Source organism: Actinomycetospora sp. NBRC 106375, assembly GCF_030269665.1.
In the GTDB taxonomy this organism is placed as follows: Bacteria; Actinomycetota; Actinomycetes; order Mycobacteriales; family Pseudonocardiaceae; genus Actinomycetospora.
On sequence record NZ_BSTS01000017.1, the window covers coordinates 12,024 to 27,043 of the forward strand.

Annotated in this window: 14 protein-coding genes; 7 read left to right on the forward strand and 7 right to left on the reverse strand. The window is 74.9% G+C overall.

Annotation, left to right across the window (positions count from 1 at the left end):
- Positions 1 to 38 precede the first annotated feature (38 nt).
- A complete protein-coding gene (locus tag QSK03_RS24460) occupies positions 39 to 815 on the reverse strand; it encodes a TrmH family RNA methyltransferase (protein WP_285657619.1) in 777 nt (258 codons plus the stop codon).
- A 66-nt stretch (positions 816 to 881) separates the two neighbouring features.
- Between QSK03_RS24460 and QSK03_RS24465 the strand changes: the two genes are divergently transcribed.
- The 4 genes from QSK03_RS24465 to QSK03_RS24480 all read left to right on the forward strand — a co-directional run bounded on the left by QSK03_RS24465 (position 882) and on the right by QSK03_RS24480 (position 4,591).
- Entirely contained in the window at positions 882 to 2,297 is a 1,416-nt protein-coding gene (locus tag QSK03_RS24465) for a WS/DGAT/MGAT family O-acyltransferase (protein ID WP_285657620.1), read from the forward strand.
- Between the two features lie 19 nt (positions 2,298 to 2,316).
- Positions 2,317 to 3,273 carry a patatin-like phospholipase family protein gene (locus QSK03_RS24470; RefSeq protein WP_285657622.1) on the forward strand — a complete coding sequence of 319 codons (957 nt, stop codon included), beginning with the start codon at positions 2,317 to 2,319 and terminating at the stop codon, positions 3,271 to 3,273.
- A complete protein-coding gene (locus tag QSK03_RS24475; RefSeq protein WP_285657623.1) occupies positions 3,270 to 3,773 on the forward strand; it encodes a DUF6912 family protein in 504 nt (167 codons plus the stop codon). Before QSK03_RS24470 ends, QSK03_RS24475 begins: the two co-directional genes overlap by 4 nt.
- A 266-nt stretch (positions 3,774 to 4,039) precedes the next feature.
- Positions 4,040 to 4,591, forward strand: coding sequence for a hypothetical protein (locus tag QSK03_RS24480; protein ID WP_285657625.1), 552 nt, complete (start codon positions 4,040 to 4,042; stop codon positions 4,589 to 4,591).
- A gap of 2,115 nt (positions 4,592 to 6,706) precedes the next feature.
- Here QSK03_RS24480 and QSK03_RS24485 read toward each other — a convergent pair.
- From QSK03_RS24485 to QSK03_RS24495, 3 genes are all read right to left on the reverse strand, one after another.
- Positions 6,707 to 8,401: a flavin-containing monooxygenase gene (locus QSK03_RS24485; RefSeq protein WP_285657626.1), complete on the reverse strand. Its 1,695-nt coding sequence runs from the start codon at positions 8,399 to 8,401 to the stop codon at positions 6,707 to 6,709.
- Between the two features lie 82 nt (positions 8,402 to 8,483).
- Positions 8,484 to 9,251: a DUF5710 domain-containing protein gene (locus QSK03_RS24490; protein WP_285657628.1), complete on the reverse strand. Its 768-nt coding sequence runs from the start codon at positions 9,249 to 9,251 to the stop codon at positions 8,484 to 8,486.
- A 57-nt stretch (positions 9,252 to 9,308) separates the two neighbouring features.
- The gene (locus QSK03_RS24495) at positions 9,309 to 10,643 is read right to left on the reverse strand and encodes an FAD-binding domain-containing protein (RefSeq protein WP_285657630.1); all 1,335 of its coding nucleotides are present in this window, start codon (positions 10,641 to 10,643) and stop codon (positions 9,309 to 9,311) included.
- Here QSK03_RS24495 and QSK03_RS24500 point away from each other — a divergent pair.
- The 3 genes from QSK03_RS24500 to QSK03_RS24510 are packed head-to-tail and all read left to right on the forward strand — an operon-like array spanning position 10,627 to position 11,950.
- Positions 10,627 to 11,226, forward strand: coding sequence for a nucleoside/nucleotide kinase family protein (locus QSK03_RS24500; protein ID WP_285657631.1), 600 nt, complete (start codon positions 10,627 to 10,629; stop codon positions 11,224 to 11,226). The genes QSK03_RS24495 and QSK03_RS24500 overlap by 17 nt on opposite strands.
- Positions 11,227 to 11,258: 32 nt before the next feature.
- Positions 11,259 to 11,744 (forward strand): DUF2975 domain-containing protein, encoded by a 486-nt coding sequence (locus tag QSK03_RS24505; protein ID WP_285657633.1) that lies wholly within the window; start codon positions 11,259 to 11,261, stop codon positions 11,742 to 11,744.
- On the forward strand, positions 11,744 to 11,950 hold the full coding sequence (locus QSK03_RS24510; RefSeq protein WP_285657635.1) for a helix-turn-helix domain-containing protein: 207 nt from the start codon (positions 11,744 to 11,746) through the stop codon (positions 11,948 to 11,950). The genes QSK03_RS24505 and QSK03_RS24510 overlap by 1 nt, the downstream gene beginning before the upstream one ends.
- Here the strand turns inward: QSK03_RS24510 and QSK03_RS24515 are convergent.
- From QSK03_RS24515 to rsgA, 3 genes are read right to left on the reverse strand one after another with little or no spacing between them, the layout of a single operon-like run.
- Positions 11,914 to 12,981 carry a cation diffusion facilitator family transporter gene (locus tag QSK03_RS24515; RefSeq protein WP_285657637.1) on the reverse strand — a complete coding sequence of 356 codons (1,068 nt, stop codon included), beginning with the start codon at positions 12,979 to 12,981 and terminating at the stop codon, positions 11,914 to 11,916. The genes QSK03_RS24510 and QSK03_RS24515 overlap by 37 nt on opposite strands.
- 51 nt (positions 12,982 to 13,032) lie before the next feature.
- On the reverse strand, positions 13,033 to 13,944 hold the full coding sequence (locus tag QSK03_RS24520; RefSeq protein ID WP_285657639.1) for a cation diffusion facilitator family transporter: 912 nt from the start codon (positions 13,942 to 13,944) through the stop codon (positions 13,033 to 13,035).
- 37 nt (positions 13,945 to 13,981) lie between these two features.
- Positions 13,982 to 15,016: a ribosome small subunit-dependent GTPase A gene (gene rsgA, locus QSK03_RS24525; RefSeq protein WP_285657641.1), complete on the reverse strand. Its 1,035-nt coding sequence runs from the start codon at positions 15,014 to 15,016 to the stop codon at positions 13,982 to 13,984.
- Positions 15,017 to 15,020 lie beyond the last annotated feature (4 nt).

Consider the following 15,020-nt stretch of genomic DNA (forward strand, 5'->3'; position numbering starts at 1 on the left):
CGTAGGCGAGCCGTCCGACAGCCGTGGGGCGTTCCGCGCTACTGCTGCCGGCGGGCCAGCTCGAAGCAGGCGACCGTGGCCGCGCAGGCGGCGTTGAGCGACTCCACCCCGTCGGCCAGGGGGATCGTCACCGTGCCGTGGAGCTCGGCGCGCACGTCGTCGGTGATCCCGTCGGTCTCACCGCCGACCACGAGCGCGACCCGCCCGGGCAGCTCGGCGTCGAACAACGTGGTCCCACCGGAGCCGTCCAGCCCCAGCAGCACGAACCCCGCCTCGGCCAGGGCCGCCAGGCCGTCGGCGGCCGTGCGGGCGCGCAGCACGGGGGCGTGGAAGGCGATGCCGGCCGAGGCCTTCACCACGAGCGGGTCGATCGACGGCGCCCCGCGGCGGGGCAGCAGGACGCCCTCGAGCCCGGCGCCGGTCGCCGAGCGCAGGATCATGCCGACGTTCGCGGGGTTGGTCAGGCCGTCGAGCACGAGCACCCGGGCGTCGGCGGCATCGGGCAGCTCCTCGAGGAAGTGCTCCACGGTGCGCATCCGCGGGGCGACGACGTCGGCGAGCACCCCCTGGTCCTGCCGCCCGTTGCCCGCCAGCACCTTGACCCGCTGCGCCGACGCCCGCTGCAGCGTCAGCCCGCGGGCCCGCGCGGCCTCGGTGAAGGTCCGCACCGCGTCGCGGTCGACGCCGTCGGCGAGCACGACCTTGTCGACGGTCAGCTCCGGGTCGCCGAGCGCCTCGAGCACCGGCTTGCGCCCGTACACCGTCACGAAGGCGTCCTTGGGTGACACCGGCCGTGAGCTGGGTGAGGGCGACATCACGACCAGCCTGGCAGACGCCCCGACGCCCGGCCCGGCACCCGGCCCTGTGCGACGATCGCGCCCATGCCGGACCGCCTGTCGGCGCTGGACGCCTCCTTCCTCTACATGGACCAGCCGACGACCCCGATGCACGTGGGGAGCGTGTCCGTCTTCCGCAAGCCGCGGAACGGCTTCGACTACGACGGCCTCGTCGACCTCATCTCCAGCCGCATCGGCCTGGTGCCCCGCTACCGCCAGAAGATCCGCGAGGTACCCGGCCGCATGGCCCGGCCGGTGTGGATCGACGACGTCGACTTCGACGTCACCTACCACGTGCGCCGTTCCGCGCTGCCCGCGCCGGGCACCGAGCGGGCGCTGTGCGAGCTCGTCGCCCGGCTGATGTCCCGCCCGCTCGACCACACCCGTCCGTTGTGGGAGATGTACCTGGTCGACGGGCTGTCCGGCGGGCGGGTCGCCCTCGTCACGAAGACCCACCAGGCGATGGTCGACGGGGTCGCGTCGATCGACATCGGCCAGGTCGTGCTCGACGACACCGCCTCCGGCGCCCCGGCCAACGAGGAGGAGTGGATCGCCCGCCAGGAGCCGTCGGCCTGGCGTCTGGTCTACGACGCCGTCGGCGAGGCGGTGGCGCGGCCCGGCAACGCCGTCGAGGCGGCCCGTGACGCCGTGCGCGACGCGGCCGACACCGTCACCAAGGTCGCGGGCGTGGCCGGCGGGCTGTTCTCCGCCGTGCGCACCGCGGTGCGGCCCGCCCCGGTGAGCCCGCTGAACGTGCCGATCTCCACCCAGCGGCGCTTCTCGATGGCCCGCACCGACCTCGAGGACTACCGCGCGGTGCGGCGCGCCCACGGCGGGACGATCAACGACGTCGTGCTGGCCGTCATCGCCGGGGCGCTGCGCAACTGGCTGCTCTCCCGCGGGGCGTCGGTGTCCCCGACGACGACGATGCGCGCGATGGTGCCGCTGTCGGTGCGCGGGGACGCCGAGACGACGGGCTCGCTCGCCGGCGCCGGGCTGCTCGGCAACCAGATCGCGTCGTTCCTCGTCGACCTGCCCGTCGGCGAGCCGAACCCCGTCCTGCGGATGCACCACGTGGCGCACGCGATGCGGGAGCACAAGGAGTCGGGCCAGTCGGTGGGGGCGAACGCGCTGGTGCGGGTCGGCGGGTTCGCGCCCCCGACGCTGCACGCGCTGGGCGCCCGGGCGGCGAACGGGTTCGCCCGCCGGCTGTTCAACCTCGTCGTCTCCAACGTCCCCGGCCCGCAGCACGCCCTCTACGCGGCCGGCGCGAAGATGCTCGAGATGTACCCCGTCGTGCCGCTGGCGAAGGGGCAGTCGCTGGCCGTGGGTCTGACGTCGTACGACGGCGGGGTGTTCTACGGGTTCAACGCCGACCGCGACTCGATGGCCGACGTCGACGAGCTCGGCGAGCTGATCGCGGAGTCGCTGGCGGAGCTGCGCGCGACGGTGCCGCGGTGAGCGCTCCCGTGGCGGCCCCGTGAGCTTCGGTCTCGTCCTCGGGACGGGCGGGCAGCTGGGCTACGCCTGGACCGTCGCGGCGCTGACCACCTGGGAGCAGGCGACGGGAAGGGACGCGCGGGAGGCCGACGCGCTGGTCGGGACGTCGGCGGGCTCGGTCGTCGCGGCGGCGCTGGCCAGCGGGGTCCCGGCCTCCGACATGCTCGCCCAGCTGCTCGATCCCCCGCCGGCGCCGTCCCGCCCGCGGGGTGCGCCGCGCTCGACCGCCCGTCGCGGGCTGCCGCCGGTGCCGCGGGTCGGTCCGGGGTCGTTGCGGCTGCTGGGTGAGATCGCCCGGCGTCCCCGCCGCTTCCCCCCGCTGGCGTTCGGGGCGGCGCTGCTGCCGACCGGGCGCGGCGACACCACCGGCCTGCGGCGGTGGGCGACGAAGTGGGCGAGCGAGACCTGGCCCGAGTACCCGCAGGTGCGGATCGTCGCGATGGACTACGACACCGGCGCCCGCGTGCCCTTCGGTCGCCCCGGCGCGCCGACCGCGTCGATGGCCGAGGCGGCGACGGCGTCGTGCGCGGTGCCGGGGTGGTTCTCGCCGGTGGAGATCGGCGGGCACCGCTACGTCGACGGCGGGGTCTGCTCGGCGACGTCGGCCGACCTGCTGCTCGACCCCGACATGCCCCCCGTGGACGAGGCGCTCGTCCTCGTCCCCCTGGCCCGGACGGGGCCGACACCGGCGGTGTGGTCGGATCCCGTCGCGGCCACCGACGGGTGGCTGCGCGGGCTGATCGGAGGGCGCTCCGGCTACGAGGTCACGCGCGTGCGCGAGGCGGGCGTCGCCGTCACCGAGCACGCCCCGGACCCCGAGGACCGGGCCGTGACCGGCTGGAACGTCATGGACCCCCGCAAGCAGGCCGAGGTCGCCGAGGTCGCGCTGCGGACGACGGCGGCCCGCTGGCGGCGGGAGAGAACGGGAGAGCGGTGAGGATCTACGTCCCGGCCACCGTGGCCGGTCTGCGCAGGCTGCTCGACACCGAGCAGCTGCAGCCCCTGTCGGGCACCGCGTTCGCGCTCACCCCGCGGTTGCGCGAGGCGTACGTCGCGGGCGACGACGAGGAGCTCGAGTACGTGGCGATGTCCGAGGCGGCCCGCGCGTCGCTGCGCCTGCTCGCGACCGAGCTCGCCGACGATCCCGGGGCCCCGCCGCGTCGCGCGGTCGTCAGCGCGGACGTCGACGACGTGACGCTGCGTCCCGACCTCGACGACGCCGTCGTGCGCGTCGGCGGCCCGGTGCCGATCTCGCGGCTCGCCGCCGTCCACCTCGACCTGGAGGAGGCGGGGGACGCGGTGCGGGCGGCCGCGGCCGTGGTGGACGCGGCCGATCTCGGCGACCCCGACGCCGAGTTCACGCTCGGCGAGGCCGAGGACCACGAGCTCGCCTGGTACGGCGTCCAGGAACTGCCGTTCGTGCTGGAGCTCCTGTAGTCGCGTCTCATACCTGAGGGGGAGACGGATCCGGTCCCTCGGACCGATTCGGATGTCGGACGGGGTCCCTAGCGTCGTCGGACATGAGCCACGCGCCGATCTCCGTTCCCGCGTCCGCCGGTGCGACGCCCGAGGCGCCCTCCGTCCGGCCCACCGGCAGGGAGCCGGGGGTGGCCTCCACGGCGGGGTCCGGTGCGGCCCCTTCCGTCCCCGCGGCGCGGCGGCCGCACTCCGGCGGTCGGGCCGAAGCCTCCGATCGCGCAGCGGTGAGCGGGGCCCGGGGCCGTCGCGTGCGGCAGGGTGCCGGGCGCCGTCTGGCGTACGGCCTCGGGCTGCTCCCGGCCGCGGCCGGCGAGCTGGTGGGGGTCGCGGTGAGCGGCCCGCTGGGCGGGGTCGACACCGCGCGGCGACATCTCGCGTGCGGGGGTGTCACGTCCGATCTCGACGATCGTGCGCCCGGCCCGCGGGTCCTGCTCCACGGCGTGCTCAGCGCCGTCCTGGGCGGGCTGTTCTGGTGGCTGGCGTGGATGGCGCTGCTGGCCACCGCGCGCGGCCCGTTCTACGGGTTCGTCGTCGCGGGGCCGTACGACGATGCCTGGGGCGGCCCGAACCTCGTGGGCGCGTGGGCCGCGCACGCGTGGGTGTGGGTCGGGACGCTGGTGGTGCTCGCGGTGGTCTGGTGGGCGCTGGGCGCGCTGCAGATCCGTCTCACCGAGCACCTGCTCGGTGGTCGCCGCCGCCCCTGGGTCGTGCCGGTGACGGTGCCGGTGGTCCTGGGTTTCGGGCTGCTCGTCGCGGCGTGGGTGCAGCAGATCTGAGGGGGTTCTCGGGAACGGCACCGGGTTGTCGGGGGGCGGCGCTAGAGTCGAACACGTGTTCGACACAGCGTTCCAGGAGGTGCCGGCGGGGCTCGAGGAGACCCCCGCAGGCGCCGCGCTGAGTGCTGTTCTCGAGCGGCTCGATCCCGAGCGCGTCAGCCCCTACGACACGATGCGCGTGCTGGCCGCGCAGCGCCGCCAGCTGGCCCACCAGCAGGCCCGGTTCCACGTCTGCGCCCGCGAGGCCGCGCTCGCCGACCCGTCGGAGCCCGGCGGCCGCGCCGAGCGGGACGACCAGGAAGGCGACGAGCTGCGGCTCGTGCTGACGGCCTCGCGCACCGCGGTGTCCCGGATCCTCGACCTCGCCGACGCCGCGGCCCGTCACCCGAGGCTGGGCGCGGCATGGGAAGCCGGGGAGATCGACGAGCAACGGGTGGCGATCCTGGTGCGCTGGACCGCGGCCCTCTCCGCGGAGCACGCCGCCGCGGTGATCGATCGCCTGGTCGGCGAGGCCGCCGGGCTCACGCCGTCCCGCCTGATCGACCGCATCCAGACGCTGGCCAAGCACCTCGACACGGAGTGGGCGGAGAAGATCTACCGGGCGCACCGTCGCCAGCGTCGGGTCGTGGCCCGCTGTACCGACGCCGGCACCGTCAACCTCTCCGCGCTCGACCTGCCGTTCGAGGGCGGGGTGCGTTCCGCGCGGCGGCTCAACGCCCTCGCCGCCCGGGCCCAGGCGTCCGGACGGACGGGACTGATCGACACCATCCGCGCCGACGTCATCCTCGCCGCGTTCCACCCCGACAACGAGGGTGCCTCCGACGCCGAGATCGTGGCGGCCGTCGTCGCGATGGCCGAGGACGACGACCCCCAGCCCCGTCGCACGCCCGAGCCCGCCGACGCGCCCCCGGAGGACGCGCCCGGCGAGAGCGCGCCTGCAGACGACGCGGCGGGTGGCGGCGCGGCGGGTGGCGGCGCGGCCGGTGGCGGCTCGGTCGGTGACGACGCAGCCGGTGGTGGGGATGACGACGCAGCCGGTGGTGGGGATGGTGACGAGGCCGCCGGCGACGGCGCGGTGGGTGACGAGCCCGTCGACGACGAGCCGGCCGCGACGCAGGGCACGGGTCCTGACGAGACCGGTGCCCGCGACCCCGGTGGTGCGGGGCAGCGGCGGCCGACGCGGCAGTCGCGGTTCGAGCTGCGGGTGGGGCTGGGCACGCTGCTCGAGCTCGACGAGCGGCCCGCGCGCATGCCGGGGTGGGGTGTGATCACCGCCGGGGTGGCCCGCGAGCTCGCCGCGGCGTACGCCGACGCCGAGTGGCGGGTCGTGGTGAGCGACGACGAGGGCGTGCTCGTCGCCGCTCTGGTGACCCGCCGCCGTCCCTCGTCTACGGGCACGACGCCGCAGGAGCCCGCCGTCCCGGGCGCTCCGCGACCCGTGGTCGAGCTCCACGTCACCGAGGCCTTCCTCGACTCCCTCCATCCCGCCGATCACCCGGAGTGGGCGCGACTGCTCGTCGACCTGGAGCACCAGCTCGCCCAGTGGCGCACCGCCCGCGCGGAGGACGACGCCGCCCGCGATGCCGAGGAACGCGCCGCCCGTGAGGCCGAGGGACGCGCGCGGCACGGGCGTACGGCCCGCGACGACGCGCGGCCGGACCCGTTCGCAGGACCGCTGGATGCCCTCCGGTGGTCGCAGAAGGCGGTGCGCCGGCGGGCCCGGGCGCGGGAGGCGCTCGCCCGCTTCCCGTCCGCCGCGCTGCGGCGATGGATCACGTCGCGCGACCGGTCGTGCGTGTTCCCCACCTGCGGGACCTCGGCCCTCGAGGCGGAGATCGACCACACCCTCGCGGTCGTGGATCGCGGGCTCACGGTCGACAGGAACCTCGGCCCCGCGTGCGGTCATGACCACGACCTCAAGGACCAGGGCTGGACGCTGACCCAACCGCGACCCGGCTGGTTCCTCTGGCTCAGCCCGAGCGGGCACACGTACGAACGACCACCCCGACCCGTCCTGGACGATCTCCCCGACTGCGCCCCGCCCGCCGTGCGCTCGAGCGCGGAGCCGGACGAGTACGCGACCGACGGCCCGGTCTGGGCCACCGAACACCGGCGTCACCGAAGGCCGCCGGGCACAGCCTCGCCCACCGGGACCGCGAGGGTCTCGCGCGCCGGCACGGCGGGAGAGGCACCGGGCCGGCCGCCGCCGGACGACCCGGACCCGCCACCGTTCTGACACTCGCTCTCGGCCCGGTACCGGCCGAGCGCGCCGATGGCGGGTGACCCGGATCTCCGGCCCGCGCGAGCCCCCGGCGAGCCCCGCGCCTCACGAGTACCGCAGCGAGCCGTCCTCCAGATCGACGTCGGGGAGGACGTGCTGTTCCTCGTCGTGCTCGAGCATGTGGTTCCACGGCGGGCGGTCGCCCTGGCGGTAGAGCAGGTGCAGGGAGCGCGTGATGTAGCCGGGTTGAAGTTCGCCGGGTCCGACCACGGCAGCAGCGCCATGTCGGCGTCCTGCGCGCGCAGGGTCGGGGTCACCGTGGTCGCACCGCGCTCGCGCAGGTGGGCGAGCAGGCGACAGACGACGTCGGCGACGAGATCCACCCGCAGCGTCCAGCTGTGGCGCAGGTAGCCGAACACGTAGGCCATGTTCGGCACCCCGGAGAGCATCAGCCCGCGCCAGGTGACGCGGTCGGCGACGTCGACCGGCTCGCCGTCCACGCTCAGGGCGACGTCGCCGAACACCGCGAGGTTGAAGCCGGTGGCGCTCACGACGACGTCGGCCGGCAGCTCCTCGCCGGAGCGCAGCCGGATGCCGTGCTCGGTGAAGGTCTCGACGGTGTCGGTGACGATGGAGGCCTTCTTCTCGCGCAGGGCGGCGAAGAGGTCGCCGTCCGGGACGATGCAGACCCGTTGCTGCCACGGCCGGTAGCGCGGCGTGAGGTGCTGCTCGACGTCGAAGTCCTCCGGGAGCAGGGGCCGCACGTTCTCCAGCAGGTAGTCGTGCACGAGCTGCGGGTCCTCCAGCGCCGTGCGCGCCAGCCACTGGGTCTGGCTGACGAACTGGCGGCGCAGGATCTCCGAGGTCCACGCGCGGGGGATGTCGAGGGCCTCGAGCGTCGTCCCGAGCTCGGTGACCGTCGGCTTCGCGATGTAGTACGACGGCGAGCGCTGCAGCATCGTCACGTGCGCGGCCTGCTCGGCGATCGCCGGGATCAGCGTCGCGGCGGTCGACCCCGAGCCGATGACCACGACCCGCCGGCCGGTGAGGTCGAGGTCCTCGGGCCAGCTCATCGGGTGGACGATCCGGCCGGCGAAGCGCTCGGTGCCCGGCCACTCGGGCCGGTAGGGGTCGCCGTGGCGGTAGTAGCCCGCGCACATCCAGAGGAAGCCGGTGGTGAAGCGCAGGTCCTCGCCCGTGTCGTCCCGGGTGACGTCGACGGTCCAGCACCGGTCCGCGCTCGACCAGTGGGCCGCGGTCACGCGGTGCCGCGGGCGCAGGTGCGGACCGAGACCGTCCTCGGCGACGACCTCGTCGAGATAGCGGAGGATCTTGTCGCCGGACGCGATCGACGGACCGTGCCACGGCTTGAACCGGTAGGCGTAGGTGTAGAGGTCGCTGTCGGAGCGCACACCCGGGAAGCGCTGGGTCCACCAGGTGCCGCCGTGCCGCTCCTGGGCGTCGAGCACGACGACGCTGTGGTCTCCGAAGTGTTCCCGCAGGTGGTGCGCCGCCCCGATCCCGGACACGCCGGCTCCGACGATCAGGACGTCGACGTGCCCGGCCTCGCTCCTGCTCCCGTCGCCCATGGCGCGGACCTCCTGTCGCCACGCCCAATGTAGGAACGCCCGCGGCACCGCACCATGGCCGCCCGGGACGGAAAGGCGCCGGTCAGAGGTCCCGCGTCCACGTGCCCAGTCGACGGGCGACGGCGTAGAGCTCGTCGATCTCGTCGTCGGCGAGCTCGGTGGGCAGCCCGGTGATCCGGCGGGGCAGGTTCGCGGGCGTCGCGACGAGCACACCCTGCGGCCGCTCCCGGCCCGGCGCGACGGCCACGGACGCGGCGACCACGGCGAGCGCCGCGGTGACGGGTGGGACCCCGCCGCCGTCCCGCGCGGCGGCGAGCAGACGACCGACCCGCTCGGCCTCCGCCCGGGCGCGCGACACGACGTCGACGACCTTGCCGTCGACGGCCAGCCGGTCGTCCTCGACGGACACGACGCCGGCGTGCTGCAGGACCTCGACGGTGACCACCCCCGGCGGCCCGACCAGGACGTGGTCGAGATCGCGGCGCGGGCTCGCCGGGACGCCGTGCAGGACGCGCCACGGCGGGCGGCGCCGGGTGAGCCGCTCCCACGGGCCGGGCTCGGTGAGGCCGCGCAGAGCCTCGGCGAGTCGGACCTCGGCCGCGCCCCCGATCTCTGCGGTGCCGGTGTCCCCGGCCGCGGGACGGGCCGCCGAGTCGTCGGCCGCTCCGTCGGCCACCGGCACGCCCTCCGGCGGCGTCCGTACCACCGGGAGCCAGCGCGCGAGCTCGGGCACGCCCGGCCGCGGCGCGTACCAGCGTCGGGCCCGCCGGTCCCACAGCGCGCCCGCGGCCTTGGCGTCGTCCTTCTCCGCGTACGGCACGTCGAGCCACGGCTGCTGCTCGCGCACCATGGCGACCCCCTCCGGACCCGCCGGCAGCCTCGCACGTCCCCCCGACACCGACGAGGGTCAGCTCGCGACCGGCACCGGCCCGTCGGGCTGGGCGGGCATGCCCTTGCGCCACGCCGTCCACGACTGCATCCGCCCGGCGCGCGGGCGGAAGAGCCAGGGCCACGGATGGACGACCGCGGGCGCGAGCTCCTCCCGGAGCCGCCGGAACCCCGGCACCGGCGCGAACGTCACCGCGAGGCGGCGCCCGGTGAGCTCCTCGACGACGCGCCCGCGACGGATCTCCACGGGGCGGCGGGTCGCGAGGTCGGCGAGGGTCTCGGCGAGGAACACCAGGCGCTTGCCGGAGAGCATCAGCCGGCGCAGCAGCGGCTCGTCGAAGCAGAAGACCGCGGGCACGTCCGGGTGCGCCGCCAGGGCGGGGTCCGCGTCGCCCAGCGACTCCGCGGTCAGCCAGACGGCGTCGACGACCTCCTCGACAGCTTCGGAGCCGGAGCCGACCAGCGGCGAGGACGGCCCCGCCGTCACGTCGGGGTCGGGGTCCCCGCGCAGCAGGTCGGAGACCGTGACGCGGGTGGTGCGCTGGTCGGGCGGCCAGCCCTGCACCGGGCAGGCGTCGCGCAGCGCGCACTCGCGGCAGAGCTGGGGCGCCCGCTTCTGGACCTGCCAGCGCGAGAAACCGTACGCCTTCCCCGAGCCGGCACCGGTCGTCCACTGCCAGTTGAGGCGGTTGGCGGCGCGGGAGCCGTCGAGGAGGTGGGTGAAGAATTCCTCCTCGCCGTCCCGCCACCGGGCCCCGGCCCGGACGGTCCACTGGCTCGCCAGCCACATCCGCGTCTGGTTCACCAGCCACCCGTCGGTGTGCAGCTCGCCCACCGTCGCGTCCATGCAGCGCATGTCCCGCGGCCAGGGCTCGTCCCACGGCTCGGACGGCTGCGGCGGCGTCGCCCGCAGCTCGTCGCGCAGGGCCGGGTGCCCGTCGCGGCCGAAGCGGGCGTAGAGGTGGCGGGTGAACTCCTGCCAGGTCAGCTCGTCGCGGTACTTGCGACGGTCGTTCGACGGTGCGTCCGCGACGTGCGCCCAGAGCGTGGGCAGGTCCACGAGGTTGTAGCGGACGTAGGGCGACATCCGCGACGCCCCGCGGCGCTCGACCGGCCAGACCTCGTTGCGCCGGCCCGCGTAGCGCGTGACGTCGAGCGCGGCGAGCGCGGCGTCGGCGGCGGTCTGGCCGCCGCGGAAGGACGGGGACGCGGCCGGGGTGTCGCAGACGAGGTCGGCGAGGTGCTCCCGCACGAACGCGACCGCGGCGTCGGGGCCCGGACCGGGCACGGGGAGCTCCACCGACCGGGCGTACCCGCTCGTGGGCAATAGTGCGCACATGACCGGACCCGACATCGCGCACCTCCTCGACGCCGCCCGTGCCGACGGGCGCCGGCGGCTCCTGGGGATCGTCGGCGGCCCCGGAGCGGGCAAGTCCACCCTCGTCGCGGCGCTCGCCGGGCCGGAGGTGGCCGTCGTCGGGATGGACGGCTGGCACCTCGCGAACGCCGTGCTCGACCGGCTCGGGCGCCGTGACCGCAAGGGCGCCCCGGACACGTTCGACGCCGCGGGCTACGTCGCCTTCCTCGAGCGCGCCCGGTCCCGCGCGGCGACCGTGTGGGCCCCGGAGTTCCGCCGCGAGATCGAGGAGCCGATCGCGGGCGCGCTCGAGGTCCCGCCGGACGCGCTCGTCCTGGTGACCGAGGGCAACTACCTGCTCATGGACGAGGCCCCGTGGGACGGCGTCCGGGCGCTGCTCGACGAGGTGTGGTTCCTCGCCCCCGACGAGGACGAGCGCCGCGCGCGCCTCGTCGCCCGCCACGAGCGCCACGGCCGCAGCCACGCCGAGGCCGTCGCCCGCGCCGACGGCAGCGACGCCGCCAACGCCCGGATGATCGCCGCTACCGCCCATCGCGCCGACCGGATCATCAGCTATTGATTGTCGATAGAAAACGCGCGATCCTCGATCGCATGCCTCGAGTCGAGCGCGTGGTGATCCCGCTCCGGATCTGCCTGGTCGTGCTGTTCGCGGTCCTGGTCGTCTTCCAGACGCTGTCGTTCCCGGGCCAGTTCGCGGCGAGGGCGGCGGAGTCCCCGCAGTTCGCGCCCCTGCGGTGGCCGGCGACCGCGCTCGCGGCGTTCTGGCTGCTCTGCGCCGAGGTGGTCATCGTCGCGACCTGGGCGCTGCTCTCCCGCGTCCGGGCCGACCGCATCTTCACGACCTCGTCCCTGGTGTGGGTCGACGTGATCGTCGGCGCGATCGCGGCGGCGTGGGTCGTGCTCGTGGGCGTGGTCGCGTGGGTGGGGTCCGTCGCCGACGAGGAGCGGGGCCCGGTGATGCTGCTGCTCCTGGTGCCGACGCTCGTGGTCGCCGTGGTCGGGCTGCTCATGGTGGTGATGCGCGCGCTGCTGCGGGCCGCGACCACCCTGCGCACGGACATGGACGCGGTCATCTGATGCCGATCGTCGTGCGGATCGACGTGCAGCTCGCCCGGCACAAGATGAGCGTGGGGGAGTTCGCCGAGCGCGTCGGGCTCACGCCCGCGAACGTCGCCGTGCTCAAGAACGGGCGGGCGAAGGCGGTGCGCTTCAGCACCCTCGAGGCGATGTGCCGGGTGCTCGACTGTCAGCCCGGCGACCTCCTGGAGTGGACCGAGGACTGACGGGCGTCGTGCTCGCGCTGCCAGGTGGTCAGCAGGGTGCCGTAGCGCTCGAGCACGGCCGCGCGCATGTCCGGATCGGTCCGCGGCACGGGCTCGATGAAGATCTGGTCGAGGTCGGTGAAGCGCTCGCGCAGCTCGTCGTCGAGCCGGACGCAGGCACGCTCGAGGTCGGCGGCGGACAGGGCGTCGACGAAGTCGACCCGCGCGCAGAGCAGGACGCTGTCGGTGCCGGTGAGCATCGACTGCAGGTCGACGACGGCCTCGATCTCGGGCGCGTCGGCGAGGTGGTCGAACACCGCGTGCATGACGCGGGGCTCGGCGGACCGGCCGATCAGCAGGTTCTTGTTGGTGCGGCCGAGGGCGTAGGCGACGAAGACCAGCAGCACACCGATCATCACCGAGGCGATGCCGTCCCAGACCGACGATCCGGTGAGCTGGTGCAGGCCCACGCCGAGCGCGGCGAACACGAGGCCGACCAGCGCCGCGGAGTCCTCGAACAGGACGCTCTTGACCGTCGGGTCGTCGGAGAGCCGCAGGTAGCGGTACAGCGGGAGCCGCAGCTCGCGCTTCTCCCGCCACACCTGGCGCACGGCCTGCTGCCACGACGTGCCCTCGATGACGAACGACAGCGCCAGCACGGCGTACGCGACCCACGCGTACTGCTCCTCCGCCGGGTCGGGCGCCCGCTCGACGATCGTCTCGATGCCCTCGAGGATCGAGTAGGCGGCGCCGGTGATGAACACCGAGACCGCGGCGATCATTGCCCAGAAGAAGCGCTCCTTGCCGTATCCGAACGGGTGCGTGCGGTCGGGCCGGCGACCCGAGCGGCGCAGGGCCGTGAAGAGGAAGACCTCGGTGGTCGTGTCCGCCACCGAGTGCGCCGCCTCGGCGAGCATCGCCGACGAGCCGGTGAGCAGCCCCGCGATCAGCTTGAGGACGCCCACCAGCACGTTCGAGGCCAGCGCGAGCAGGACGGTGAGCGTCGACTCGCCGCCACCGGAGACGTCCCCGTCGCCCGACCCGTTCGCCACACACCGGTCCTACCCGAGAACGCTCCGGACCACAGCACGGGCCCGGTGTGATCACGCGGAGGTCGACGACCCCGCGGCGGCGTCGTGCTCCCGCTGCCAGTTGGTGAGCAGGTCCCCGTAGCGCTCCAGCACCGCGCGGCGCACCGCCGGGTCGCCGCGGGGCACCGGTTCGACGAACACCTCGTGGACGTCGCTGAAGCGCGACCGCAGCTCCTCGTCGAGCCGGACGCAGGTCCGCTCGACGTCGTCGGCGCCGAGCTCGTCCACGAAGTCGACGCGGGCGCACACGAGGATGCTGTCGGCGCCGGTGAGCATCGACTTCAGGTCGACGACGGCGACGACCTCGGGGGCGTCCGCGAGGTGGTCGAACACCGCGCGCATCACCCGCGGTTCGGCCGAGCGGCCGACCAGGAGGTGCTTGTTCGTGCGCCCGAGCACGTAGGCGACACCGGCGAGCAGGAGACCGATCAGCACCGACGCGATCCCGTCCCAGAGCGACGAACCGGTGAGCTGGTGCAGGACGACGCCGACCGCGGCGAGGAGCAGGCCCAGCAGGGCGGCGGTGTCCTCGAACAGCACGCTCAGCGACGTGGGGTCGTCGGACAGGCGCACGTACTGCCGCAGCGACAGGTCCAGCGCCCGCTTCTCACACCACACCTGCCGGACGGCCTGCTGCCACGAGACGCCCTCGATGACCGCGGAGAGACCGAGCACCGCGTAGGCGACCCAGGCGTACTGCTCCTCGGCGGGGTCCGGCGCCTGCTCGACGATCGTGGCGACGCCCTCGTACACCGAGTACGCGGCGCCGGTGACGAAGACCGAGACCGCCGCGAGCATCGACCAGAAGAAGCGCTCCTTGCCGTAGCCGAAGGGGTGGCGGCGGTCGGGCCTCTTGGCCGAGCGCCGCAGCGCGGTGAACAGGAATCCCTCGGTCGTGCAGTCCGCGGCCGAGTGGGCTCGCACCGCAGGACAGGACAGCGCACCTTAGGTCGACCCGATGTCAGCTCTCCCACGACGGAACGCGCAGCGCCGTCAGGACCCGCCGCAGTGCGTCCAATCGGCCGTGCGACAGCCGGCCCGCGGCGACCTCCGCGTCGAGCGCGCACTCCGGGTCGGCCGGGGGGCCGAGGTGGGTGCAGCCGCGCGGGCAGTCCTCGATAGCGGCGGCCAGGTCGCCGAAGGCGGCGACGACGTCGTCGGCGGCGATGTGCGCGAGCCCGAACGAGCGGATGCCCGGCGTGTCCACGACCCATCCCGTGTGGTCCGGCAGCGCCAGCGCCACCGCCGACGTGGAGGTGTGCCGGCCCTTCCCGACCCCCGACACCTCGCCGACGGCCCGGTCGGCGTCCGGCACGAGCACGTTGACCAGCGTCGACTTCCCGACCCCGGAGTGCCCGACGAGCGCCGTGACCCGCCCCTCGACGACCTCGCGCAGCCCCGTCGGGTCCTCGTCGGCGCGGGTGACGACGACGGGCAGGTCGAGGTCGGCGTAGTTCGCGGCGAACTCCGCCGGGTCGGCGAGGTCGGCCTTCGTCAGGCACAGCACGGGGTCGAGCCCGCCGGCGTAGGCGGCCACGAGCGCCCGGTCGACGAAGCCGGTGCGCGGGGTCGGGTCGGCGACCGCGGTGACGATCACGAGGTGCGACGCGTTGGCGACGACCACCCGCTCGTAGGGGTCCGTGTCGTCGGCGGTGCGGCGTAGGACGCTGGTCCGCTCGTCGACCCGCACGATCCGCGCGAGGGCGTCCTCGCCGCCGGAGACGTCGCCGACCAGCCCCACCCGGTCGCCCACGACGACCGGCGTGCGCCCCAGCTCCCGCGCCCGCATGGCGACGATGCGGCGCGCGGGGTCGTCGTCGGGCGCGCAGGTCCACCGGCCGCGGTCGACGCCGACGACCATCGCCGCGGTGGCGTCGGCGTGCTCGGGGCGGCGCTTGCTGCGCGGGCGCGTCCCCTTGCCCGGGCGGACGCGGACGTCGGACTCGTCGAGCCGCGAGGTCTCCCCGCGGCCGCCGCCGCGCGCTCCGCTCGGCACCCCG

Excerpts from the sequence above, each read along its gene's own strand:
- QSK03_RS24460 (WP_285657619.1), bottom strand. The coding sequence starts at position 815 with ATGTCGCCCTCACCCAGCTCACGGCCGGTGTCACCCAAGGACGCCTTC.
- QSK03_RS24465 (WP_285657620.1), top strand. The coding sequence starts at position 882 with ATGCCGGACCGCCTGTCGGCGCTGGACGCCTCCTTCCTCTACATGGAC.
- QSK03_RS24485 (WP_285657626.1), bottom strand. The coding sequence starts at position 8,401 with ATGGGCGACGGGAGCAGGAGCGAGGCCGGGCACGTCGACGTCCTGATC.
- QSK03_RS24490 (WP_285657628.1), bottom strand. The coding sequence starts at position 9,251 with ATGGTGCGCGAGCAGCAGCCGTGGCTCGACGTGCCGTACGCGGAGAAG.
- QSK03_RS24500 (WP_285657631.1), top strand. The coding sequence starts at position 10,627 with ATGACCGGACCCGACATCGCGCACCTCCTCGACGCCGCCCGTGCCGAC.
- QSK03_RS24495 (WP_285657630.1), bottom strand. The coding sequence starts at position 10,643 with ATGTCGGGTCCGGTCATGTGCGCACTATTGCCCACGAGCGGGTACGCC.
- QSK03_RS24505 (WP_285657633.1), top strand. The coding sequence starts at position 11,259 with ATGCCTCGAGTCGAGCGCGTGGTGATCCCGCTCCGGATCTGCCTGGTC.
- QSK03_RS24510 (WP_285657635.1), top strand. The coding sequence starts at position 11,744 with ATGCCGATCGTCGTGCGGATCGACGTGCAGCTCGCCCGGCACAAGATG.